Source organism: Paraburkholderia jirisanensis, assembly GCF_054782355.1.
In genome coordinates, this window is sequence record NZ_BAAGSQ010000033.1 from 555,881 (window position 1) to 579,968 (window position 24,088).

General features: G+C 63.0%; 19 protein-coding genes. 13 read left to right on the forward strand and 6 right to left on the reverse strand.

All coding sequences use genetic code 11. The features are described 5' to 3' along the window. Window positions 1-118 precede the first annotated feature (118 nt). From lptF to ACYVNQ_RS34460, 3 genes are all read left to right on the forward strand, one after another. Window positions 119-1,240 (forward strand): LPS export ABC transporter permease LptF, encoded by a 1,122-nt coding sequence (gene lptF, locus ACYVNQ_RS34450; protein WP_460909580.1) that lies wholly within the window; start codon window positions 119-121, stop codon window positions 1,238-1,240. Window positions 1,241-1,243: 3 nt separating this feature from the next. Further along, the gene (gene lptG, locus ACYVNQ_RS34455) at window positions 1,244-2,392 is read left to right on the forward strand and encodes an LPS export ABC transporter permease LptG (RefSeq protein ID WP_460909582.1); all 1,149 of its coding nucleotides are present in this window, start codon (window positions 1,244-1,246) and stop codon (window positions 2,390-2,392) included. Window positions 2,393-2,464: 72 nt separating this feature from the next. Then, complete coding sequence (locus ACYVNQ_RS34460; protein ID WP_460909584.1) at window positions 2,465-2,839, forward strand: sirohydrochlorin chelatase; 375 nt, start codon at window positions 2,465-2,467, stop codon at window positions 2,837-2,839. A 6-nt stretch (window positions 2,840-2,845) separates the two neighbouring features. On the opposite strand, the gene ACYVNQ_RS34465 is transcribed toward ACYVNQ_RS34460, so the two are convergent. Beyond that, entirely contained in the window at window positions 2,846-3,973 is a 1,128-nt protein-coding gene (locus ACYVNQ_RS34465) for an aminotransferase class I/II-fold pyridoxal phosphate-dependent enzyme (RefSeq protein WP_460909586.1), read from the reverse strand. A gap of 200 nt (window positions 3,974-4,173) precedes the next feature. Here ACYVNQ_RS34465 and ACYVNQ_RS34470 point away from each other — a divergent pair, with 200 nt between their 5' ends. Together ACYVNQ_RS34470 and ACYVNQ_RS34475 are read left to right on the forward strand one after the other, a co-directional pair. Beyond that, on the forward strand, window positions 4,174-4,467 hold the full coding sequence (locus tag ACYVNQ_RS34470; protein ID WP_460909588.1) for a DUF4160 domain-containing protein: 294 nt from the start codon (window positions 4,174-4,176) through the stop codon (window positions 4,465-4,467). Continuing rightward, a complete protein-coding gene (locus ACYVNQ_RS34475) occupies window positions 4,454-4,885 on the forward strand; it encodes a DUF2442 domain-containing protein (RefSeq protein ID WP_460909590.1) in 432 nt (143 codons plus the stop codon). Before ACYVNQ_RS34470 ends, ACYVNQ_RS34475 begins: the two co-directional genes overlap by 14 nt. 77 nt (window positions 4,886-4,962) lie before the next feature. Here the strand turns inward: ACYVNQ_RS34475 and ACYVNQ_RS34480 are convergent, their stop codons facing one another. Further along, complete coding sequence (locus tag ACYVNQ_RS34480) at window positions 4,963-5,718, reverse strand: SDR family NAD(P)-dependent oxidoreductase (RefSeq protein WP_460911213.1); 756 nt, start codon at window positions 5,716-5,718, stop codon at window positions 4,963-4,965. Between the two features lie 144 nt (window positions 5,719-5,862). Between ACYVNQ_RS34480 and ACYVNQ_RS34485 the strand changes: the two genes are divergently transcribed. The 5 genes from ACYVNQ_RS34485 (at window position 5,863) to ACYVNQ_RS34505 (ending at window position 16,351) form a co-directional block, all read left to right on the forward strand. Beyond that, window positions 5,863-6,801: a LysR substrate-binding domain-containing protein gene (locus ACYVNQ_RS34485; protein WP_460909592.1), complete on the forward strand. Its 939-nt coding sequence runs from the start codon at window positions 5,863-5,865 to the stop codon at window positions 6,799-6,801. Window positions 6,802-7,113: 312 nt separating this feature from the next. Then, window positions 7,114-8,352, forward strand: a complete 1,239-nt coding sequence (locus tag ACYVNQ_RS34490; RefSeq protein WP_460909594.1) for an efflux RND transporter periplasmic adaptor subunit — start codon at window positions 7,114-7,116, stop codon at window positions 8,350-8,352. 30 nt (window positions 8,353-8,382) lie between these two features. After that, window positions 8,383-11,502: an efflux RND transporter permease subunit gene (locus ACYVNQ_RS34495; RefSeq protein WP_460909596.1), complete on the forward strand. Its 3,120-nt coding sequence runs from the start codon at window positions 8,383-8,385 to the stop codon at window positions 11,500-11,502. Then, window positions 11,499-14,876 carry an efflux RND transporter permease subunit gene (locus ACYVNQ_RS34500; RefSeq protein WP_460909598.1) on the forward strand — a complete coding sequence of 1,126 codons (3,378 nt, stop codon included), beginning with the start codon at window positions 11,499-11,501 and terminating at the stop codon, window positions 14,874-14,876. The genes ACYVNQ_RS34495 and ACYVNQ_RS34500 overlap by 4 nt, the downstream gene beginning before the upstream one ends. After that, window positions 14,876-16,351: an efflux transporter outer membrane subunit gene (locus tag ACYVNQ_RS34505; RefSeq protein WP_460911215.1), complete on the forward strand. Its 1,476-nt coding sequence runs from the start codon at window positions 14,876-14,878 to the stop codon at window positions 16,349-16,351. Before ACYVNQ_RS34500 ends, ACYVNQ_RS34505 begins: the two co-directional genes overlap by 1 nt. 66 nt (window positions 16,352-16,417) lie before the next feature. On the opposite strand, the gene ACYVNQ_RS34510 is transcribed toward ACYVNQ_RS34505, so the two are convergent. Continuing rightward, window positions 16,418-17,263, reverse strand: a complete 846-nt coding sequence (locus tag ACYVNQ_RS34510; protein ID WP_460909600.1) for a DUF3667 domain-containing protein — start codon at window positions 17,261-17,263, stop codon at window positions 16,418-16,420. Between the two features lie 172 nt (window positions 17,264-17,435). Here ACYVNQ_RS34510 and ACYVNQ_RS34515 point away from each other — a divergent pair, with 172 nt between their 5' ends. Continuing rightward, the gene (locus tag ACYVNQ_RS34515) at window positions 17,436-18,242 is read left to right on the forward strand and encodes an alpha/beta hydrolase (RefSeq protein WP_460909602.1); all 807 of its coding nucleotides are present in this window, start codon (window positions 17,436-17,438) and stop codon (window positions 18,240-18,242) included. 12 nt (window positions 18,243-18,254) lie between these two features. Here the strand turns inward: ACYVNQ_RS34515 and ACYVNQ_RS34520 are convergent, their stop codons facing one another. Continuing rightward, window positions 18,255-19,802 (reverse strand): MFS transporter, encoded by a 1,548-nt coding sequence (locus ACYVNQ_RS34520; RefSeq protein ID WP_460909604.1) that lies wholly within the window; start codon window positions 19,800-19,802, stop codon window positions 18,255-18,257. A 112-nt stretch (window positions 19,803-19,914) separates the two neighbouring features. Here ACYVNQ_RS34520 and ACYVNQ_RS34525 point away from each other — a divergent pair, with 112 nt between their 5' ends. Then, the gene (locus tag ACYVNQ_RS34525) at window positions 19,915-20,820 is read left to right on the forward strand and encodes a LysR family transcriptional regulator (protein WP_460909606.1); all 906 of its coding nucleotides are present in this window, start codon (window positions 19,915-19,917) and stop codon (window positions 20,818-20,820) included. A 58-nt stretch (window positions 20,821-20,878) separates the two neighbouring features. Here ACYVNQ_RS34525 and ACYVNQ_RS34530 read toward each other — a convergent pair whose 3' ends face one another. Together ACYVNQ_RS34530 and ACYVNQ_RS34535 are read right to left on the reverse strand one after the other, a co-directional pair. Continuing rightward, window positions 20,879-22,201 (reverse strand): type II toxin-antitoxin system HipA family toxin, encoded by a 1,323-nt coding sequence (locus tag ACYVNQ_RS34530; RefSeq protein ID WP_460909608.1) that lies wholly within the window; start codon window positions 22,199-22,201, stop codon window positions 20,879-20,881. Further along, window positions 22,198-22,524 (reverse strand): helix-turn-helix transcriptional regulator, encoded by a 327-nt coding sequence (locus ACYVNQ_RS34535; RefSeq protein WP_460909610.1) that lies wholly within the window; start codon window positions 22,522-22,524, stop codon window positions 22,198-22,200. The genes ACYVNQ_RS34530 and ACYVNQ_RS34535 overlap by 4 nt, the downstream gene beginning before the upstream one ends. Before the next feature lie 270 nt (window positions 22,525-22,794). Here ACYVNQ_RS34535 and ACYVNQ_RS34540 point away from each other — a divergent pair, with 270 nt between their 5' ends. Beyond that, a complete protein-coding gene (locus tag ACYVNQ_RS34540) occupies window positions 22,795-24,060 on the forward strand; it encodes a serine hydrolase domain-containing protein (protein WP_460909612.1) in 1,266 nt (421 codons plus the stop codon). Window positions 24,061-24,088 lie beyond the last annotated feature (28 nt).

Here is a 24,088-nt window from a genome sequence, read left to right on the forward strand (position 1 = left end):
ATAAAATCTGGGCTTAGGATGAAAGCCGCAATTATCCGCTATTTTTCCTGTGGTCGCCGCATCGAGGCACGTACAACGCATACGGCGCCGCAGAAAGCGCGCCTTCTTCTCATCAACAATGATTTTTGAACGCTCCCTCCAGCGTGAACTGGCGTACACGGCTGGTGCCGTGTTCATGGTCCTGCTGACGCTCGTGCTGACCACGATGATGATCCGCATCGTCGGCTTCGCCGCGTCCGGCGAGATCGATCCGCGCGACGTGCTGGTGCTGATCGGCCTGACCGTGATCGGCTATCTCGCGATCATGCTGGTCGCCACGCTGTTCGTGTCGATCCTGTTCGTCCTCACACGCTGGTACCGCGATTCGGAAATGGTGGTGTGGCTGTCGTCGGGCGTCAGTCTCACGCAGTTCATCAAGCCGATCGCGGTGTTCTCCACACCGATCATCATCCTGATCGCGTTCTTCGTGTTCGTCGGCTGGCCGTGGTCGAACCAGCAGAACAAGCTGATCCGCGCGCGCTTCCAGCAACGCGACGAGGTGTCGCTGCTGGCCCCGGGGCAGTTCCGCGAATCGACGGTCAGCCACCGCGTGTTCTTCATCGAGAAGATGTCGCCCGACCAGTCGCACGTCGAGAACGTGTTCGTCACCAGCACCGAGAACGGCAAGGTGAACGTGGTGGTGTCGAAGAACGGCCACACCGAGACGCAGAAGAACGGCGACCGCTTCGTGGTGCTCGAAAACGGCCGGCGCTACGACGGCGAGCCCGGCCATCCCGATTTTCGCATCATGGAATTCGAACGCTACGGCGTGAAGATCCAGAGCCAGCCGGTGGTCAATACCCCCACTACCACCGGCACGCCGACCATCGAACTGCTGCGCAACCCGACCCGAGACAACCTCGCCGAATTCGCGTGGCGCGCCGGCCTGCCGCTGATCGGCATCAACCTGATGCTGCTGGCCATTCCGCTCGCGTACCAGAACCCGCGCCGCAGCCGCACGATCAACCTGGTGATGGCCGTGCTGATCTATCTGACCTATTCGAACGTGCTGAACGTCGTGCAATCGTGGATCCAGCAAGGCAAGATGTCGTTCCCGGTGGGGCTGGTCGGGCTGCATATCCTGGTCGCGCTGATCGTCGTATTCATTTTCTGGCTGCGGGTGCGCAACCGGCCGCTGTTCACGCGCGCGATGTTCAGCCGGCGCGGCACGCCCACGCCTTCGTCGTCGCAGGGAGCCTGACCGATGCGGATCTACGAGAAGTACTTCGCGCGCCAGGTGTATCTGACCTTCATCTTTATTCTGTTCGCGTTTTCGGGGCTGTTTTTCTTCTTCGACCTGATCAACGAACTGAATTCGGTCGGCCACGGCAACTACAAGTTCAGCTATGCGGTGCTGCGCGTCGCGTTGCAGACACCGTCGCGCTTCTACGAAATCATTCCGGTGGCGGCGCTGATCAGCTCGATCTACGTGTTCGCGCAGATGGCCGCGAACTCCGAATACACGATTTTCCGCGTGTCGGGTCTCGCGACCAATCAGGCACTGCGCTCGCTGCTGAAAATCGGCATTCCGCTGGTGATCCTCACGTATCTGATCGGCGAAGTGGTCGGGCCTTATACCGACCAGTTGTCCGAACGCGTGCGGCTCGAGGCGCTCGGCTCGTCGGTATCGAGCAACTTCGAATCGGGCGTGTGGGTGAAAGATACGCTGACCGCGCGCGCCGACGGCGAGCAGGTCACGCGCTTCGTCAACGTCGGCGAACTGAAGCCGGATGCGACGATCAGCAATGTGCGCATCTACGAATTCGACTCGAAGTTCCGGCTCTCCAACGTGCGCATCGCGAAGTCAGGTGTCTATCAGCCGCCCGGCCACTGGAAGCTGACCGACGTCACCGATACGCAGCTGATCGACGTGGTGCCGGCCGGCGCCAAGCCGACCGATGCGCTGAACCCGGTGTACCGCGCGCAGCAGGTCACGTTGCCCGAATACTCGCTGCGCTCGGAACTGACGCCGCAGATTCTGTCGGTGCTGCTGGTGTCGCCCGACCGGATGTCGATGTTCAATCTGTTCCGCTATATCCAGCATTTGACCGAGAACCACCAGGACACGCAGCGCTATGAAATCGCGCTGTGGCGCAAGCTGCTCTACCCGTTCGCGGTGTTCGTGATGCTGGTGCTGTCGCTGCCGTTTGCGTATCTGCATACGCGTGCCGGCGTGGTGGGTGTCAAGGTGTTCGGCGGCATCATGCTCGGCATGAGCTTCCAGTTGTTCAATACGCTGTTCTCGCACATCGGCAATCTGAATACGTGGCCGGCGCCGCTGACGGCGGCCACGCCCGCGCTGGTTTATCTGGTGCTGGGGCTGGGCGGGCTGAAGTGGGTCGACCGGCATTGAGCGGCACTAACCGGCATTGAGCCGGCGCCGGCGTACTGGCCGGCTGCGGGCGGCGCGTTGCGGAGATCGACGATGGCAACCCAGGGAATCGTGCTGTTTGCACACGGCGCGCGCGATGCGCGTTGGGCCGAGCCGTTCGAACGGCTCGCCGGGCGGCTGCGCGAATTGCGCGGTAGCGACGGCGGCCCTGTCACGCTGGCCTTTCTCGAGTTGATGTCGCCGGATCTGCCGGGCGCCGTAGCCGCGCAGGTGGCTGACGGTTGCACATCGGTGACCGTCGTGCCGGTGTTTTTCGGGCAAGGTGGGCATATCCGCAAGGACTTGCCCATCATCGTCGACACATGCCGCGCGGCTCATCCCGATGTCGAGATTCGCTGCGCGACGCCGGTCGGCGAAGACGACGCGGTGATCGAAGCGATCGCGCAGTATTGCCTGCGGCAGCCCTAGCCCACCTTATTGCGCATGGCCTTGGACGCTGCCTAGCCAGGCATCCACAATCGGCAGGATCTGCGACAGGTTTCTGCGACCGAAACCAATCCGGAAATTGCGGTTGCCGTAGTCGAGCAGCGTGCTCGGCAACAGCAGCACGCCGGTTTGGGCCAGCAGGCGTTCGCAAAAATCGTAAGCGTCATCGCTCTTCAGGCGCGGAAAGCCAATGGTTCCGGCAATCGGTCTGCGCCATTCGAAGCGCTTTGCATGCCGCGCGAAGAACTCATCCAGTAGCACGAGATTGGCCCGCGTGATGTCGGTCGCGCGGCGCGTCAACGCGTCGGTGTGACGCACGGCGATGGCCGCCAGATATTCGCTCGGCGCGCTATTGCTGATCGTCAGAAAATCCTTGAACACGCTGATGCGCTCGAGCACGTCGCGGTCTTGCGTCGCGATCCAGCCGACGCGCAAACCCGCGAGGCCATGCGACTTCGACAGCGCGCCGAGCGACACCGCCCTTTCATAGATATCGCACGCCGCAGGCAGGCGCTGCGCCGGATCGAGTTCGAGGCCGCGATAGACCTCGTCGCTGAACAGGATCAGCCCGTGGCGCCGCGCAAACTCGACGATCGCGTCGAACTGCGCGCGGGTCGGCAGAAAGCCGGTCGGGTTGTGCGGAAAGCAGATCACCAGCGCCTTCGTTTCGGGGCGCAGCAGCGTTTCCAGTTCTTCGATATCGAGCGACCACCCTTGCGCCTCGCGCGCCATCCACGGCGTGACGGCAATGCCGAGTGCGCTCGCCACCGAATAGTGCGACTGGTAGCCGGGCATATGCACGATCAGGTGGTCGCCCGCGTTGAACATCGTGTTCATGAACGAGAAGATCGCTTCCTGCGCGCCGGTGTGAACGACGATCTGGTCGGCTTGTGTGGCCGTGTAGAGCTGCTTCGCGAGTGCTTCCCGCAGCGCCGGCGCGCCAGGATATTCGGTGTAGCCGAGCCACGTCTGACCGAAGCCCTCCTTCGCGTCGGGCTCATAGGCGAGCAGTTCGTCGACCGTCATCGCCTCTGGATCGGAACTGCACAGCAGATATTGGGCAGTGAATTCGTGACGCGCAAAGTAGCGTTCGAGCTTGAAGGGAGGCAAGTGCATGGCGGGTTCGCGTAGGTGGGTCGATCGGATCGCGCCCGGCGCGACGCACCCCGCGACAACGCGGCGCGTCACACCCAGGCGGCAAGCTGAGACCCAGTTTGCGAAAAAAACGCTCGTAAGAGAAGCTACATTTCCTAATCTTACATTACACTTTCTAACTCACAAAATGCGCATCGCCCTGCGGCGGAAGCGTTGGGACGATGCATAGCCATAAACCGAACGTTAGGTTATCATCTCACTCGCATGCCAAGCTTTTTGAGACACACGGATACCGGGTCTACATCTACCGGAACGACCATCGGCCCGCGCACATTCACGTCCGCGAGCCAGATGGCACCGTCGTATTCATCCATAACTGCAAGACGAGCGGTCCCCTTGAAGTGCGCGAGCGTTGGGGAATCGCCGACGACATGGTCAGGAAACTTGCGCGGGCGATCACGCCGGAAATCAAGCGGCTTTGCGCCGCCTGGAGAAAAGACAATGGCAATTACTAAGCGCAGCCTGGACAAAGCGACCAAAGCGGAACAGGAGCTCGGCCCGCGCGTCACAGGTGCCCGCTACCTTCGCGCGACGAGCCGGATCGAGGTCACGTATGACAGTGGCGTAACGGTGACTGCACCAATCGCACTGATTCAGGATCTCGCGACGCTGCAGACGCCTGCAACTGCAGCCCAACTTGCAAAGATCGAAGTCTCGCCGGACGGGCGATACATCGACTGGCCAAAGATCGACGTATCGCTTTACGCGCCGGCGTTCATGAGACACATCCTCGGCAACCGCGCATGGATGGCAGAACACGCCCGCGGGATGGGTTCAGCGAAATCGGAAGCGAAGGCAGCTGCGGCGCGTGAAAACGGCAAGAAAGGCGGTCGGCCTCGTAAGACACAACCGCCTGCGCACGTGCCTGCATGATTCACATGGTCGATGGGCAAAGGCCACGACGCGACGACGAAAGCCCACAGCGGGCTTTCTGATTCACCGCACGCACGTCAAACCTGCGCCTGCGCACCGTCCGCAAAGATCTCCGTGCCGTCGATAAAGCTCGAATCGTCGGAAGCGAGGAACGTGACGACCCTGGCAATTTCCTCAGGCTGCGCGAGTCGGCCCATCGGGATGATCGAAGCCAGATAGGCCAGCAGCCCGTCCTGCCCTTCCTTCGTTTCTCCGCCAAGTTCCGCGAGCCCGACGGTCCTCGTCGAACCCGGGCTCACCACATTCACGCGGATCCCCCGGTCCTTCAGATCCATCACCCAACCACGCGCAAGGCTGCGCACCGCCGCCTTCGACGCGCTATAGATGCTGAACGCCGGCATCCCCTTCGATCCGGCAATCGAGCCGGCAAGAATGATCGAAGCGCCGCGTTGCATCAGCGGCAACGCCTTCTGAACCGTGAACACCAGCGCGCGCACATTGCGGTTGAAGGTGTCGTCGAAATGCTGCTCCGTGATGTTGCCCAGCGCCGCCATGGTGCCGCCGCCGGCATTCGCGAACAACACGTCGAGACGTCCTTCGCGCTCGCTGATGTGCTGCATCATTGCGTCGAGATCCGCCATGCGGGTGACGTCGCCCCGCACGCCTTGCGCACCGTATCCGATTGCTTCCACCGCGGCGTCCAGTTCTGCCTGACGGCGGCCGCTCACGTACACCCTCGCGCCCTCGCGCGCCAGATCCTGCGCCGCGGCAAGGCCAATGCCACTGGTGCCGCCGGTAACCAGCGCAATTTTGTGTTCGAGTCGCTTGCTCATCATGTACTCCGCTTCAAAGGATTGAATTGATGGAGTAACGATAGTTGTTTCCGCCAACGGAATAAACTGGCCTGAAGCTAAATGATTTTCTATACTGGTGAATAATAAAAATGGCAGCAAAACCCGCCGCAACGGAGAACGACGATGGACCAGTTGCTAGCCCTACGCGTGTTCGTGCGCATCGCCGAATCGGGCGGTTTCAGCAAAGCCGCCGACTCGCTGAACATGCCGAGAGCAACCGTCACCAAGCTGATCCAGGACCTCGAGGCGCATCTGCGGGTCAAGCTGTTTCAGCGCTCAACCCGCAAGGTGGCCGTGACCGAAGAAGGTCGCTCCTGCTACGAGCGCGCAACGCGAATCCTCGCCGACGTCGACGAAATGAACGCGCTGTTCGCCGATGCCCGCGGTGGCCCGCGCGGCCGCTTGCGGGTCGACATTGGTTCGTCGCTGGCCAATCTGATCTTGCTGCCGCACCTGCCCGAATTCCGGCGACGCTATCCCGACATTCAGCTTCAGCTTGGCGTAAGCGACCGCGAGATAGACTTGATCGGCGATGGTGTGGATTGTGTGATCCGGGGAGGCGAACTCACCGACACTTCGCTGATTGCAAGACGCATTGCAAGCCTCGATTGGGGGACTTACGCGTCCGCGTCCTATCTTGCCGCACGCACCACGCCGACACACCCTGACGCGTTGCGCGACGGGCACGATCTCGCCGGATACTTTTCGTCGCGGACCGGCCGCGTCTTCCCGATGTTGTACGAGCATGGCAAGCAGCGCATCCAGATCGACCCGAACGATAGCCTCGGTGTGTGTGTCAATGAAAGTACCGCGCATCTCACTGCACTCGTCAGTGGGCTGGGCATCGGGCAGACCTTTGCATTTATGGCGCGCCCGTGGCTGACAAGCGGCGATCTGGTTCAGTTGCTGCCGCAATGGACGCGGCCGCTGCACTCGCTGCACATCGTATTCGCGCGCTCGAAGCATGACAGCGCGCGCATGCGGGCCTTCGTCGATTGGGTGATCGAGGTGTTTCGACCTTACGATGATTTGCGCTTCGACAATGCAGCACGAGTCGCCTGATCGCACAGTGGCATCACACCGTCGCATTACATCGCGTTACGCAATTTCTGCGTCGGTCACACTCGACCGGTTAAAGTGATGGGTCACTACGGATACCACGTGAATTGCTAGCAAATCGTAAGGTATCCACGGCAAAGCAGCGTCGAAAGCTCGACTTGATTCTCGATCCTGGTTGGACGGGGCGCTCCTTCTCAACGGAGAACCAATCATGAGAATGTATATGCAACATGATTACGTGGTCGATATCGACCGATGCACTACAGCGTTCGCGCGCGGGCTTAAGCGGCCATCACTCTCACCTGCGAGGTCAGTGTGAGCACGGTGACGACCCCGCAAAACAAACCCCGCCGCCTCGGCCTCGTCGCGTTCATCGTGCTCGTGGTCGTGGTGGTGCTGATCACACTCGTCGTGCTGCATGTTCTGCACAGCAAGAAGCCGGCACGTGCGCCCGCCGCGCAAGTGGTGACGGTCGCGCCGGCCACGCTCGGCACGATGCCCGAAACGCTCAATGCGCTCGGCACGATCACGCCGATTGCCACTGTCACCGTGCTGCCGCAATTGAGCGGCTACCTGACCGCGGTCGGCTATCGCGAAGGCCAGGACGTCGAGAAAGGCCAGTTCCTCGCGCAGATCGATCCGCGTCAGTTTGAAATCAGCAAGCAGCAGGCGCAGGCGCAACTCGCCAAAGACAAGGCGTCGCTCGCCCAGGCGCGCGCCGATCTCGCGCGCTTCACGCAGTTGAACGAGCACAAGTCGATCGCCGAGCAAACCTACGTCGACCAGCAGTTCCTCGTGCAACAAGGCGAAGCGGCCGTGAAGGCCGACCTCGCGAATATCGCGCAGTTCGATCTCGACCTGGTCTACTGCCACATCACCGCGCCGGTCTCGGGCCGTATCGGGCTGCGGCTGATCGATCCAGGCAACTACGTGACCGCATCGAGCCAGCCCGGCATCGCGGTGATCACGCAGATGAAGCCGACCACCGTCGAATTCACGGTGCCGCAAAACGCACTGGAACAGGTGCTGCGCCGCTATAACACCGGCGCGAAGCTGCCGGTCACCGTCTATAGCAGCGACAACTCGAAGAAGCTCGCCACCGGCCAGCTCTACACGATCAACAACCAGATGGCGACCGCCACCGGCACCGTCACGCTGCGCGCGAGCCTGCCCAACGACGACGAAGCGCTGTTTCCGAACGAATTCGTCAACGTGACGCTACTGGTCGACACGCTGCAGAACGCGGTGCTGGTGCCGACCCCGGCGGTGCAGACAGGCGCGCCGGGCGACTACGTGTACATCGTGAATGCGAACAACACGGTATCGGTTCACAAGGTGACGACCGGACCGACCAACGGCTCGTACACGGCGATCGCGTCGGGCCTGAGCGCGGGCCAGCGGGTCGTCGTCGACGGCCTGGACCGCCTGTCGGATGGCGCGCACATCCGGCCGGCCGCCGCGCGGGCGACCCCCGCGAGCGGTGCCAGCGGTGCCGCCGCGCCCGCCGCATCCGATGTGCCGGCCGCGTCCGATGCTGCCGCGCAAGACTCGTAAGCCGTCTCCCAGCCGACCCGCACCGCGCCGATGAATTTTTCCCGCCTGTTTATCCTGCGACCGGTAGCGACCTCGCTGCTGATGATCGCGCTCGTGCTGGTCGGCCTGATCGCGATGAAGTTCCTGCCGGTGTCGTCGCTGCCGTCGGTCGACTATCCGACGATCCAGGTGCAGACCTTCTACCCGGGCGCGAGTCCGCACGTGATGGCAACCACCGTCACCGCCCCGCTCGAAGTGCAGCTCGGCGAGATCCCGGGCTTGCAGCAGATGGTCTCGTACAGCTCCGAAGGCGCGTCGATCATCACGCTGCAATTCGACCTGTCGCTGAATCTGGATGTCGCGCAGCAGAACGTGCAGCAGGCAATCAACGCGGCGAACAGCTTCCTGCCGGCCGGCCTGCCCGCGCCGCCGACCTATGCGAAGGTCAACCCCGCCGACCAGCCGATCCTGACGCTCGCGGTCACGTCGACCTCGATGTCGCTGACGCAATTGCAGGACGTCGCGAACAACCGGCTCGCCACCAAGATCTCCGAAGTACAGGGCGTCGGGCTGGTGGCGACCTCAGGCGGCAACGTGCCGGCCGTGCGCGTCGAAGCCGACCCGCAAAAGCTCGCCGCCTACGGCCTGAACATCGACGACCTGCGCACGCTGCTCGCCAACATCAACGTCAGCCAGCCGAAAGGCAATTTCGACGGTCCCGAGCTCGACTACACGATCAACGGCAACGACCAGATCGTCGATCCGGCCGACTACATGAACTCGGTGATCGCGTATCAGAACGGCGCGCCGGTGTACCTGCGCGACGTCGCGCACGCGAGCCAGGCGCCGCAGGACGTCGAACGCGGCGCGTGGTTCAACCGCACGCCGGCGATCGTGCTGAACGTGCAGCGCCAGCCCGGCGCGAACGTGATCCGCACCGTGAACCAGATCATGCAGCAACTGCCGAAGCTCGAATCGACGCTGCCGGCCGGCATGAAAGTGACGGTGGTCGCGGACAGTACCGGTGTGATCCGCTCGTCGGTGCGCGACGCGGCGTTCGAGCTGATTCTCGCGATCGTGCTGGTGGTCGGGGTGATCTTCGTGTTCCTGCGCAACGTGCCGGCCACGCTGATCCCGAGCATCTCGGTGCCGGTCTCGCTGATCGGCACGCTCGCGGTGATGTACCAGCTCAACTACTCGATCGACAACCTGTCGCTGATGGCGCTGATCATCGCGACCGGCTTCGTGGTGGACGATTCGATCGTGATGATCGAGAACATCGTGCGCTACCTCGAGGAAGGCCTGAGCCCGCTCGATGCGGCGCTCAAGGGCGCCGGCCAGATCGGCTTTACGATCCTGTCGCTGACCATCTCGCTGATCGCCGTGCTGATTCCGCTGCTGTTTATGGGCGGTGTGATCGGCCGCCTGTTCAGCGAGTTTGCGATCACGCTGGCGGTGACCATCGTGCTGTCGGCGGTCGTGTCGCTGACCGTCGTGCCGATGATGTGCGCGCGCATCTTGCGTGCGCAGGCCGAACGCCACCCTAGCCGCTTCGAGCGGATCAGCGAGGGCCTGTTCGACAAGACGCTCGCCGCCTACGAACGCGGGCTCAGATGGGTGCTCGACCATCAGACGCTGACGCTGTTCGTCGCGCTCGGCACCGTCGCGCTCACGTTGATCCTGTACATCGTGATCCCGAAAGGCCTGTTCCCGGTGCAGGACGTGGGCGTGCTGCAAGGCATCAGCGTGGCCGACAACTCGGTGTCGTACACGGCGATGGTCAAACGCCAGAACGAACTTGCACAAGCGATCCTGAAAGATCCGGATGTGACGTCGCTGACCTCGTACGTCGGCATCGACGGCACCAATACGACGCTGAACAACGGCCGCTTCCTGATCAACCTGCGCCCGCGCGACGACCGCTCGCTGTCCGCCGAGGAAATCGGCCGGCGCATCCAGCAGGAAGCCGACAAGGTGGCCGGCATCCGGCTGTACGTGCAGCCCGAGCAGGATCTGACGCTCGACACGACGGTCTCCAAGAACCAGTACAACTTCGTGCTGCGCGGCCCGAATCAGCAAGCGTTCCAGCAGTACGTGCCGGCCTTGATCGAACGGATGAAGCAGATCCCGTCGATCACCGACGTGGCCAGCGATCTGAATGTCGACGGCCTAGGCATCTACGTCGACGTGAACCGGCAGCTGGCCGCGCGTTACGGCATCACCGCGGCGACCATCGACAACGCGCTGTACGACGCGCTCGGCCAGCGCATCGTGTCGACCATCTTCCAGCAGTCGAACCAGTACCGCGTGATTCTGGTCGCGAAGCCCGGTTCGGTGCCGGACCTGCAGGGCCTCGGCAACCTGTATCTGCCGAGCCAGACCAGCAGCACCGGCCAGGTGCAGCTGTCGGGCATCGCGAAGCTGCGCATCGTGCGCACGCCGCTGGTGGAGAGCCACCTCGCGCAGTTCCCGTCGGTGACGATCTCGTTCAACCTCGCCAAGGATGCGTCGCTGAGCGCCGCGGTGCGTTCGATCCGCGACGCCGAGGCCGCGGTGAATCTGCCGCCGTCGATTACATCGACCTTCCAGGGCGCCGCGCAAGCGTTCGAAGATTCGCTGTCGAGCGAGGTGTATCTGCTGATCGCGGCGCTCGCTGCCGTGTATATCGTGCTCGGCGTGCTGTACGAGAGCTATATCCACCCGGTGACGATCCTGTCGACGCTGCCGTCGGCCGGCATCGGCGCGCTGCTCGCGCTGATGATCGCCGGCAGCGACCTGGACGTGATCGGCATTATCGGCATCGTGCTGCTGATCGGCATCGTGAAGAAGAACGCGATCATGATGGTCGACTTCGCGCTCGAGGCCGAGCGCGTGCACGGCAAGACGCCGCGCGACGCGATTTTCGAGGCATCGCTGCTGCGCTTCCGGCCGATCCTGATGACCACGCTCGCCGCGATGCTCGGCGCGCTGCCGATGCTGCTCGGCACCGGCACCGGTTCCGAGCTGCGCCGTCCGCTCGGTCTCGCGATTATCGGCGGCCTGACGCTGAGCCAGATCCTGACGCTGTTCACCACGCCGGTGATCTATCTGTTCTTCGATCGCCTCGCGCTGCGCTTCTCGCGCAAACGCCGTGAAGCAGCGCAGCAGAACGGCGAGCGGAGCGCGCCGTGAATATCTCGGCGCTGTTTATCCGGCGGCCTGTCGCGACCAGCCTGCTGGCGGTCGCAATTCTGCTGTCCGGGTTTCTGGCCTATTTCCAGTTGCCGGTCGCGCCGCTGCCGAACGTCGCCTATCCGGTGATCGTCGTACAGGCGCAGATGGCGGGCGCGAGCCCCGCGACGATGGCCGCGACCGTCGCGGAACCGCTCGAGCGGCGCCTGGGCACGATCGCCGACGTATCCGAGCTGACCTCGATCAGCTATGTCGGCCAGTCGATGGTCGTCGTCGTGTTCGGTTTGAACCACGATATCAACGGCGCCGCGCGCGACGTCGAAGCCGCGATCCAGGCGGCCCGCGCGGACCTGCCCACTACCCTGCGCGCCAATCCGACCTATCGCCAGTACAACCCGGCCAGCGCGCCGATCATGGTGCTCGCGCTGACGTCGGATACGCTGACCAAGGCGCAGTTGTACGACTCCGCGGATTCGGTGATCCAGCAGCAGTTGTCGCAGGTCGATGGTGTCGGCCAGATCACGCTCGGCGGCGGCGCGCTGCCGTCGGTACGCGTCGAGCTACAGCCCGGCAAGCTGAATAGCTACGGCATCGGCCTCGAAGACGTGCGCGCCGCGGTCGGCGCCGCCAACGCGGACAGCGCCAAAGGCCACATCGACACCCAGGCCCAGCGCTACGAGATCCTGTCGAACGATCAGATCAGCAACGCGGCGCCCTATCGCGACATCGTGATCGCTTATCGGGCGGGCGCGCCGGTGTTCCTGCGCGACGTCGCGAACGTGATCGACTCCAACGAGAACCTCCGCAACGCGGGCCTGTATAACGGCAAATCCGCGATTCTGGTGATCGTCTATCCGCTGCCGGGCAGCAATGTGGTGAAGTCGGTGGCGCAGATCCAGGCGCGTCTGCCCGCGATCGAGGCCGCGCTGCCGAAGGCAATTCACGTGAATGTCGCGGTCGACCGTTCGGAATCGGTTCGCGCGTCGACCGCCGACACCGAGCGCACGCTGTTTCTCGCGGTGCTGCTGGTGGTCGGCGTGGTATTCGTGTTTCTGCTGTCGCCGCGCGCGACGCTGATTCCAGCGGTCGCGCTGCCGCTATCGATTGTCGGCACCTTTGGGCCGATGTATCTGCTTGGCTACAGCATCGACAATCTATCGCTGATGGCGCTGACGATCGGTACCGGCTTCGTGGTCGACGATGCGGTGGTGGTGCTGGAAAACATCGTGCGCCATATCGAAGCCGGCCTCGACCCGAAGGAAGCCGCGATCCGCGGCGCCGGCGAAGTGGGCTTCACGGTGATCTCGATGAGCCTGTCGCTGATCGCCGTGTTTTTGCCGATCCTGCTGATGCCGGGCATCGTCGGCCTGCTGTTTCACGAGTTCGCCGTCACGCTGACCATTGCGATTCTGTTCTCGCTGGTCATTTCGCTGACGATCACGCCGGCGATGTGCGCGTATGTGCTGCGTCGCGAAGATAGCGAACGCCCGAAAGCGCGCATCGCACGCTGGATCGACAACGGCTTCAACCGCTTTCGCGATGCGTACAGCCGCTCGCTCGAGCGCGTGCTCGACCATGCATTGCTGATCTGCCTGTCGCTGATTGCGCTGCTGGTGGCCAACGTGTTCTTGCTGCGTTTCCTGTCGGCGACGTTTTTCCCCGAGCAGGACACCGGCATTCTGATCGGCCAGATCATCGCGGACCAGAGCATCTCGTTCAATGCGATGCAGAAGAAGCTCGCGCAGTTGCAGGCGATCGTGCAGAAAGACCCGGCTGTGGAGTCGGTGGCCGGCTTCACCGGCGGGCGCGCGCTGAACACCGCGAACGTGTTCATTGAACTGAAGCCGCTCGCGCAACGCCATCTGTCGGCGGAGCAGGTAGTGAACCGGCTGCGGCCGAAACTGAGCGGCGTGTCCGGCGCGCAGCTGTTCCTGCAGGCGCAGCAGGATCTGCGCATCGGCGGACGGCAGTCGGCTGCCGAGTATCAGTACACGCTGACCAGCGACGACCCCGATGCGCTGTTCAAATGGGTGCCGAAGCTGGTGGCCGAACTCGGCAAGCATCGCACCGAGATCACCGACGTCAATTCGGACCTGCAGCAAAACGGCTTGCAGGCGTACGTGAATATCAGCCGCAGCACCGCGATGCGTTACGGCTTCGTGGCGAACCAGATCGACAACGTGCTATATGACGCATTCGGCCAGCGTACGGTATCGACGATCTTCAATCCGCTGAACCAGTACTTTGTTGTAATGGAAGTCGCGCCCGAGTACTGGCAACATCCACAGTCGATCAACGGCCTTTATCTGAGCACCGCTGCCGGCAACCCGAGCGGCACGCAGCAGACGCAGATGTCGCGCGCCCTCGTTAGCGGCGTCACACAGCCGGTCGCGATAGCAGCGGCCGCGAGCGGCGCCGCTTCGACCAACTCGCTGAACGCCGATGCCGAAGCGAACTCGCAAACCAACAGCATCTCGAACAGCAAGGGCGGCAGCTCGAGCGGCAGCGCCGACAGCACGGCCGCCGAAACCATGGTGCCGCTGTCGACCATGATGACCTGGAGCAGCAGCCATACCGCGACGCAGGTGAACCACCAGGGCGGCCTCGTAGCGGGCACGATCTCGTTCAACCTGCCGCCGGGCGGCTCGCTCAGCGCGGCGGACGCGGCTATCGTGAAGGCGTCGAGCGACATCGGCATACCCGCGTCGGTGCACGGCGCGTTCGCCGGTGCCGCGCAGGCTTACGCGCAGTCGATGAGCACCGTGCCGCTGCTGGTGCTGGCAGCGCTGCTGGTGGTCTACATCGTGCTCGGCGTGCTGTACGAAAACACGATTCACCCGCTGACCATTCTGTCGACGCTGCCGTCCGCCGGCATCGGCGCGACGCTCGCGCTGCTGATCTTCGGCACGCCGTTTTCGGTGATCGCGATGATCGGCATCATCCTGCTGATCGGCATCGTGAAGAAGAACGGCATCATGATGGTGGACGTCGCGATCCAGTTGCAGCGCACCGAAAAAATGGATGCGCGCTCGGCGATTCATGCAGCGGCGGTAGTCCGTCTGCGCCCGATCATGATGACCACCGCGGCCGCCGTGCTCGGCGCGCTGCCGCTGGCAATCGGTATCGGCCAGGGCGCTTCGCTGCGGCAGCCGCTCGGCGTCACCGTGATGGGTGGGCTGCTGCTGAGCCAGGTGTTCACGCTGTACACGACACCGGTGATTTACCTGTATCTCGATCGCCTGCGTTCGAAGGTGGCGCGCTGGTCCGCGCGGCTGCCGTGGAACCGCGGGTCCGACACTCCGAACACCCCGAACCCGCCGGGAACACCGGGTAGCCCCGGCTCACCCGACGCACCGGACACGAGCGCACGATGATGAACACGACCCGCACGCTACTCGCGGTCTCGCTCGTCGCGTTGACGACGAGCGGCTGCATGGTCGGCCCCGACTATCAACGCCCCCAGGTAGCCGTGCCGGCCACCTGGCACGAGCTGCCGGGCTGGACCCAGGCACAGCCCGACGCGGCCGGCCCGAAAGGCGACTGGTGGACCGCGTTCGACGATCCGCTGCTCAACGAACTGGAACCGCAGGTCGCGGTGTCGAACCAGACGGTGCGCCAGAGCTATGCGAACTACCAGCAGGCGGTGGCCGAAGTGCGCATCGCGCGGGCCGGGCTGTTTCCGACCATCGGCGTGCAAGGATCGGCGACGCGCGAGCGCAGTCCGACCAGCACCTCCGGCAGTTCATCGTTTCTGCCGCAGGCAAGCGGCGCGCGGATCAACAACGGCGGCTCGCTGGAAGGCAGCGCGAGCTGGACCATCGACGTGTGGGGCCAGGTGCGCCGCACGATCGAAGAGAATGCTGCGACCGCGCAGGCGAGTGAAGCGACGCTGGCGAATGCGACCTTGTCGGAGCAGATTGCGCTGGCGAACGCGGTGATCGATCTGCGCATCACCGATGCGAATATCGACCTGCTCAACAAGACGGTCGAAGCGTTTCGCGAGTTTTTGCGCGTGGTGAGCGAGCAGGATCGGGCGGGCACGGTGCCGCCGTCGAACCTGGTGTCGGCGCGCACGCAGCTGGAAAGCGCGCAGGCTAGCCTGATTGCATTAGGCGTGTCGCGTGCGCAGTTTCAGCATGCGATTGCGGTGCTGGTTGGCAAGAACCCCGGAGAGGTGGTGGTTCCGCATAGCACTGCCCTGCCGACGCTGCCCGAGATTCCGGCCGGCGTGCCGTCGACCATACTGCAGCGGCGCCCGGATATCGCGACGGCCGAGCGGCAGATGGCGGCTGCGAATGCATCGATTGGCGTGGCGATTTCCGCTTACTACCCGACCATTTCGTTGTCCGCGCTCGATGGGTTTACGCAGTCGCCGTTGACCGGTTTGCTGAACGTCAGCAACTACGTGTGGTCGCTGGGCGCCAATGCGAGCGAGACGATTTTCGACGGCGGCCTGCGCAGCGGCCAGGTCGCGGCAGCGCGGGCTAGCTACGATGCGTCGGTGGCCAATTATCGGGGCACGGTGCTTAACGCGTTCGAGAATGTCGAGAACGATCTGTCGGGCTTGCGCATTCTTGCCCAGCAGGGGCAAGTGCTCGATGCCGCCGTGCAGGATGCGATTCGCGGTACCGAGATCGCGTTGAATGAATATCAGGCGGGTACGGTCGATTACACCACGGTAGCGACCGCGCAGGCGACGCAGTTGAACGACCAGCAGAGCGCGTTGAATGTGCAGCAGCAGAGACTGCTGGACGCGGCGGCATTGATCGGCGATCTGGGCGGCGGGTGGTCGGGCGAGCTGCATGATCCGCGGCATCCGCAGGCGGCGGCGGAGAATGTGGGCCGGTAAAGTGGCTTCCCAGGCTACGCGTCGGGGCGCGAGCTGTACGCGCGCTGCTCACGCATTATCTCGTCGTTACGCTGTGTACAACGTGATCAGAAAGACGGCGAACCGATAGCCTAGAACGATGAGGCCGGCCGCCAGCGCCATCGCTGCCGCCCTGACGACCCGCGTTATACCGTGAGAGCCGAAGACGGGTTTCAACGCGAGAAACACGTAGCCCGCACAACACCCAAGATTGACGATCGAAAGAAGCTTGTCGACGACAGGTGAAGCAAGTCCGAGGCCGCCCAGACGAATCTCGATGGCCGCAACGCCTAGCGCGAGCGAGAACAGCAGCAGCAGGAACACGTAGAGATGCAGCGAGAAATACACAAAGGTGACGAATGGCCTGCGCGCACGAAGGAAGGTCATCCACAGCAACACGGTGAACGGCATCACCATCAGAATGACGAGTGACTTAGCATTGAGCACCGCTGCGCGATCGAAAATGGATGTGTACTGCGGCAACTCCATCTTTAATCTCGCGACGCGTTCGGCCACCAACGACCGCGCGAACGGACTCCAGTCCTGATGATAAAGATGGGATTGCAGCGTCGAGCCGAAGACCTGGGTATCGGTCAGCGACTGCATCGCGAAGAAGAACGCGTTAGCGACAAGAAACAGCTGGAACGGCGGCACATAAGGCATGCGCTTTCCATTCAGATGCGCGACCGTCAGCTCGCCCGGATAACGTAGCAGAACCCAGAAGGTGCGAAGCAGGCGCCCGTCGATGCTCGTCGCCGCGTGCAGGAGCCTGGCTCCGATCGCGCGCAGCGTAAGGTCGGGCGGCCGAAGCGGGCTCTCGCCGCACATCGGGCAAAAAGGCGTGGTGACATGAATTGCACACGTCGGACAAACCCAGGGTTCGGTCGCAGACATGATTCCCTCCGTTGCACCGCTCGAGATCACAGTAGTACTTCATGAGGGCGGCCGCAGCCGGGTTTTACCTACGCCTTACCTGCACCGACAGCGCCGGTGACGCATCGCGCATGCGATTGTTATTTATACTTGCCCGAAAATTCTCCACCGTCGCCCCCGCGCGAGATACGGCATGCGCCTGCTTTCCTACGCTTTGGGCTTTGCCGTCGTCGCCTACCTGGGCGCGGCGCTGCTGCTGTATCTGATGCAGGACGGCATGCTGCTGCCCGGCGCGCCGAACGCGGCCGACTTGCGCACGCAGACGCACGCGGGCGACGCCATCGAAGTATGGAAAATCGGTAACGACTACGCGGGCTACGTAGTATCGCCGGCGGGGCGCCCCCCGCGCGGCACCTTCATCGTCTATCACGGCAACGCAGAATCGGCTGAAATGAAGCTGCCGCTCGCCGACGTATTCGTGCGTGCCGGCTATCGCGTCGCGATCGTCGAGTATCCGGGCTACGGCAGGCGCAACGGCACGCGCACGATGAAGACAACGCTCGACGCATCGCGCGAAGCACTGTCGGCCACGCTCGCGCAATGGCCTGGACCGGTGTACTTGGTCGGTGAATCGCTGGGCGCGGGCATGGCTTCGCAAGTCGTGCAAGGCAACGAACCGGCGATCGCAGGCGTCGTGCTGATTACGCCGTGGGATTCGCTTGCCAGCGTGGCCGCGGAGAAGTATCCGGTGTTCCCGGTGCGCTGGATGTTGCACGACGGGTTCGACTCCGTCGCGGCGGTGTCGCGCTATGGCGGGCCGCTCATCATCGTCGGCGCGCAGCAGGACACGCTGATTCCGGTCGAGCATGCCCGACGCTTCGCCGGTGAGCACGCTCACGCCCAGCTCATGGTATTGCCCGGCGCCGGTCACAACAGCTGGTTCAGCGCCATCACACCTCAAGACTGGCGGCAGATTCTGCAATGGCTTCGCGCTGAGTGACCGGGGCTCCTGTCACCCGGCGCAACTGCCCGTCGCCACGGCCCGCGTGCCCGGCCCAAACGCGACCACGCTGAGCAACGCCAGGATCCACGCTCCTGACGCGCCGTACAGCATTACATGCCCGAAGCCGTGCACCAGCGCTGCATGAACGATCACGCCTTGCGGATCGGCAGTTGCAAGTTCCGCACTGCGCTGCGTGAGATGCGCGGCCGTACCGGCGGCGACCTGCTCGGCGAGCAGGCGCAGCGACGAGGATTCGAAAGCGCCGGGTATGCGACGCGCCAGATACCCCAGCACGCCTTCGAGAAGAATGAAACCCATCAGCGCGATATTGACGGCGAGACTGATCAGTCTCGCGCTCATATCGATACCCGAAGCCATGCCGGCACGATTCGACGACACCGAGCCAGTGGCGGTATTGGTGACCGGCGTATTGGTGAGGCCAAGCCCCGTGCCGCACAGCAGGCAACCCGGCAGCACCGTCAGCCAGCTGGCGTGCTCGATGCCTGCGCCGAAGCGCATTAGCAGAAAGCCGAGACCGATGGTGAACATGCCGAGCGGAATGACCCTGCGTGCCTCGAACCTGAGCGCGAGCCGTTCGGCGAGCGGCGGCACGACGAGCGTCGGCAGCGTATAGGCCAGCAGCGACAATCCCGCGTTCACACTCGAGTATCCGAGCGCGCCCTGAAAGTAGATCGGCAGATAGATCATGAACGGCCAGTAGCTGAAATTCATGCCCATCGAGCCGAACATCGCCCCGGAAAACCTGCGGATCCGGAACACCGAGAAATCGAACATCGGCCGTGGACTGCGCTTCTCGACCCACAGGAACGCGACGAAACTCAGCACCGTCGCTGCAACGATGCTCAACGCGGCGGGACTGGAGAGGCCAAAATCCGGCCCTTGCGTAATGAAATAGACGAGGCCGAAGCACGACACCGAAAGCGTGACGATGCCTGGGATATCCAGGTGTTGCGCGTGCGGGTCGCGCGACTCCTGCACGCCGGCGAACGCGAGAGCCAGTGCCACGATCGAGATCAATACGTGGACCAGAAATACCCACTGCCAGTTGGCGACCGCGACGATCATGCCGCCGATGATCGGGCCGAAGCCCAGGCCGATACCGAAGATGATGCCCCACGCGCCAAACGCCCTGCTCCGCTCACGCCCTTGCTGAAACTGGTGCGAAAGCACTGCCACCTGGCAAATCAGCATCGCGCCGCCGCCCATCCCTTGAAGAAACCGGCTGACGATCAGCACCGACACGCTTTGTGCGAGCCCGCAGACCAGCGAGGTTATCGCGAACACCACAATGCTGGCGACGTAGATGCGTTTGCGACCGAACCGGTCGGCCAGCGCACCGGTAGCCATCAGCACGGTGGTACATGCAAGCGTGTACGCGTTCATGATCCATTGGATCTCCTTGAAGTCCGCGTGCAGCACGCTTTCAAGCGTTGGCAACACGGTCGGCACGCTGGATATTTCGAGGCCGAACATCAGCGAGGTCAGACAAACCGTCGCGAGTGCGACGGTGTTGTTGGGAGCGCGGGATAGCAACATGAATATCAGTCCAGGTGGCAGCGAGTGGCAACGAATTGGAATTACTATATCGGGAATTACTTTCCCTTTTGACGTGCGTTTTTCCCATTAATCGATCCCACAAGGACCCAATGTGACGGACAAACTCGATGGCGTAGCGGTCTTTGTTCAGGTGGTCGAAGCCGGCAGCTTTACGCTCGCGGCCGAGCGCATGCATCTGACGCGCTCGGCAGTCGGCAAGGTGATTGCGCGGCTGGAGAATCGTCTCGGCGCACGGTTGCTGCAACGCACGACACGCAGCCAGACGCTGACGGAGGCTGGGCAGGCCTATTACGACCGGTGCGTGCGCGCGCTAGCCGAACTCGACGCCGCCGAGGCCGAAGTCGAAAGCGGACACAGCGAGCCGCGCGGTCGTCTGCGAGTCAGCGCGCCGCTCGCGTTTGGTCACCTTTGCGTGGCGCCAGTGCTGTTCGGGCTCGCGCGCAAGCACGCAGAGCTTCAGATCGACATCTCGTTCACCGACCGCGCGGTGGATCTGGTCGAAGAGAATATCGACCTCGCGGTGCGCATCGGCGAGTTGCGCGACAGCGCGAGCCTCGCGGCACGGCGCCTGGGCATCCAACAGATGAGCATCGGAGCCGCGCCGTCGTATCTGGCCCGGCGCGGCACGCCTGTCGATAACGATGCGTTCGCAGGGCACGTGGGTATCGCTTACTCGCGCGCCGGCGTGGTGTCGCCCTGGCGTGTGCTCGACACGCACGGCGTCGAGTGCGAATTGCCGATCGTGTCTCAAGTGAGCCTCGACGATATTCAGGCGATTGCGGGCGCAGGCGTCGCAGGTTTGGGGCTGGTGCAGTTGCCGTGCTGGCTGCTGACGCGCTTTGTCGCGGCAGGACAACTCGCCTCGGTAAGGGAGCGTTGTGGCGTGCGGCCACAGGATATTCACGCGGTGTGGCCGAAGACGCCGTATCTGCCGTTGAAGACCCGTTGCGCGATCGATGCGCTGGTGACGGAAATTCGCGCGATGAACCTGGGGTGAAGGAAGCCTGCGTGGGTGGGTTTTTATCGCCGCCTCCCGTGGCGAGCGCAACCACGTGCTATCTGGACTTGTGGCTAAAAGCACCATCCGGGTTGGCGTAAGGGTTTACCTCCTTGCGCGCAGCAGCCGGATCAGGGGCTGACATGCCCACTTGCTCGCGCAGCGACGCCGGCTTGTATTTGCCAGGCCTGGCGTCAGGCTTGATGTCTTCGAGCCCGCAGGCCCAAGCGTTGAGCATGCGCTTGGCGACCTCGCGAAAAGCCGGGTATTGGTCAGCGAACTCCGACACCAAGGGTGTCACCTGATGTACCGCTGCGGTGACCTGCTCGAAAGCCGCCCCCATGTCCGTTTTGCTCAGGCCAAGCCGGGCGCCGCCATAGACCTGCAGCAATGCACCTGACGCCCACACTCTCTTGCCCTTCAGGGTTAGCGCAGGAATGGCCGTTTCGTACCTCGGATAGACCGTGTCGCTCAGCACGTCGTAGACAGGCGCGAGCCGCACGTCATCGCGATTGGTATAAGCGAGCGCGAAGTTCTTCAGGTGGGCATCCGGGTTGTGGACCGCATGGTTCAGCAACAACAGCGTAAAGAGACGCCGCGCATGCTCCTTGAAGGCCTCGCGCGGTATGTAGGTCGCCGTTAGCGTGGCGAGTTCCTCGAGCGAGCCTTTGTACTTGTTGACGGCGTCAAGGCCCTTTAGCGCGCAGTAGTCTTCCACCGCCAGCTTCCGACCATCGGCGGTGCGGTCAAAGCGTTGCACCGCCAGTACCTGGCCGTCGTCGGATAGCCGCGCACTGGGCACGTCGAGCCCGGCGTGACGCGCGACCTCGAGGCACAGGTATTCGTTGATCGCGAGACCCGGCAGGTCGTCGAAGCCGGTTTTGAGGATGAAGTCGTCGGTCCATATCGTGGCCTTGTCGCCCGACTGCATCAACGCCTTTGGCATCACCCCTGACACACCTTCTGCGATGCCCGTTTCGAGCAGACGCAGCAGGTTGTCGCGCGAGTCGGTCGAAGCCAGCAACTCCGCCATATTGGCGTTGCCGGCGGCGGCTTCGAGCGTCGTGCCGCGCGGTACCACCTGCACCCGCCCGATCGAGTTCGCACCCGTGAGCGCGAGCAAGCCGAAATCGCTGACGTCGGCGTGCGGGCCAAGGCGGCGAATCATGATGTCTTTCTTGACACCCTCGGGAAGATTCATCTGGAAGAACGGATGAAGATGCGGCCAGACATACGACTCGGCGCGTACGGGCATCAGCAGCGAAACCTGGTCTTCTTCCGCCACGTCGGGCAGATAGGTGAAGACGTACTGGCCAGCCTCTTGCGTGAGCGTGCCGACCGCTCGAGCATGAACATAGACGTCGAGCACAGGGTGGTTCATGGCTTGCCACCGGTTGCCTTGACGCGCCGCGCGACGCGCACCCTCACGTGGTGCACCGGGCGCGTGCCGCCCAGTTGTTCGCCGGGATCTACCCGCACGTCATCGAGCGTGCGCTGATGCCCACGGCGACGCGCAAGGATTTCCAGCCCGACGGCGTCGAACAGGCTAAGCATTTTCACTGCCCCTAGTTCGGGCAGCATGCCAGTTTCGAACATGCTGATGCGCCCGCGTGGCACGCCGCTCATCTCGGCGACCTGCTGTTGCGTGAGGTTTGCCGCGACGCGGGCTTGACGGAGCACTTCACCTAGTTCGGCAAGATTCATGTTCTGTATACGACACATAACGAGGTAGAACACGCTCAATGTAACGTATATCGAACATCGACGCCATAGAATAATGTCACGTATACGGAACATTATCTGTAAATTTCATCTTAATGTATCGTATACAGTACATTTCGACCGCCGTCGACGGCAAACTCCGCGCGTCGGGTTTCGTCGATCTAAAATCGCCGTCACTTGCCGGCTGGTCTGCCCCCGAACATTTGCCAGCCTGCAAGCCCCCCGAACGCACCATTCACCACAAGGTCCATCATGCCCGTGTCGCTCCACGCCGCCCGCCCGTCTCGTCCGAAGCACCTGCTCACCGTTGCGATCTGCTGTGCCGTTGCGCTGCTCGCCGGTTGCGCCAGCGATGCGAGCAAAACGGCTGACAGCTCCAACGACAACGAATCGATCGGCACCGTGCGCCAGATCTACGACGGCGCGCTCACGCCCGACATGGCCGTTCACACCTTCCGTCACATCGACAGGCTTTTCCCGACGCGCCGCATCGCGCGCGGCAACAGCGTGTCGCCGCTGCCTGAAGCGTCTCAACCCCTATCGCAGGTGCGATTCGTCTCGAACGGGAAGCACTACGACCTCGACGATTTCCTTGCGCTCGACCGCGTGTCCGGACTGCTGATCCTGAAGAACGATCAGATCGTCTACGAGACCTATCAGTACGGCAACACGCCTGCCACGCGCTGGATGTCGATGTCGCTGGCCAAATCGATCACGTCTACCCTGTTTGGCGCAGCTGTCAAAGATGGTTTGATCGGCAGCATCGACGATCCGGTCACCCGTTACGTGCCGCGGCTTGCCGGGTCCGCGTATGACGGTGTGACGATCCGCAACGTCCTGATGATGGCCTCGGGTGTGCGTTGGGACGAGACCTATACGAACCCGGCTTCAGACCGGCGCGCGCTGCTTGAAGTGCAACTGGCGCAGAAGCCGGGCGGAACCATCGACCTGATGAGCAAACTGCCGCGCGCAGCGCCGCCGGGCAGCCGTTTCAACTACAGCACGGGTGAGACGCAGGTCGCAGCCGAGATCCTGCACGGCGCGCTGAAAGGCAAGAGCATCTCGCAGTATCTGTCCGAGAAAGTGTGGAGCCCGGTTGGCATGCAGTCTGATGCGACGTGGTGGCTCGACTCACCGGATGGCATCGAGATCGGCGGCAGCGGTCTGAGCGCGACATTGCGCGATTGGGGGCGCTTCGGCGTGTTTATCGAGCACGGTGGCGTCGCCGGCGGCCAGCAGATCGTACCCGCGGGCTGGACAGCCGAAGCCGGTACGCCGAAGACGCTGACTACCGGCGCAGTCTCGCAGTATGGCTACTTCTGGTGGCCGGTAACGTCGGGACAATCGGTTCAGGATGGCGCGTACGCCGGACACGGCATAGAGGGGCAAGGGCTCTATATCAATCCCAAAGAGAAGGTGGTGATCGTGATGTGGGGCGCGCAGTCCAAGCCGAGCGGAATGGAAGTGGTCAACCGTGACGACTTTTTCAATGCGGTTTTAGCGGCGGTTAAACAATAAAAGTCATATACCCGGTGTTGAAGGGGCC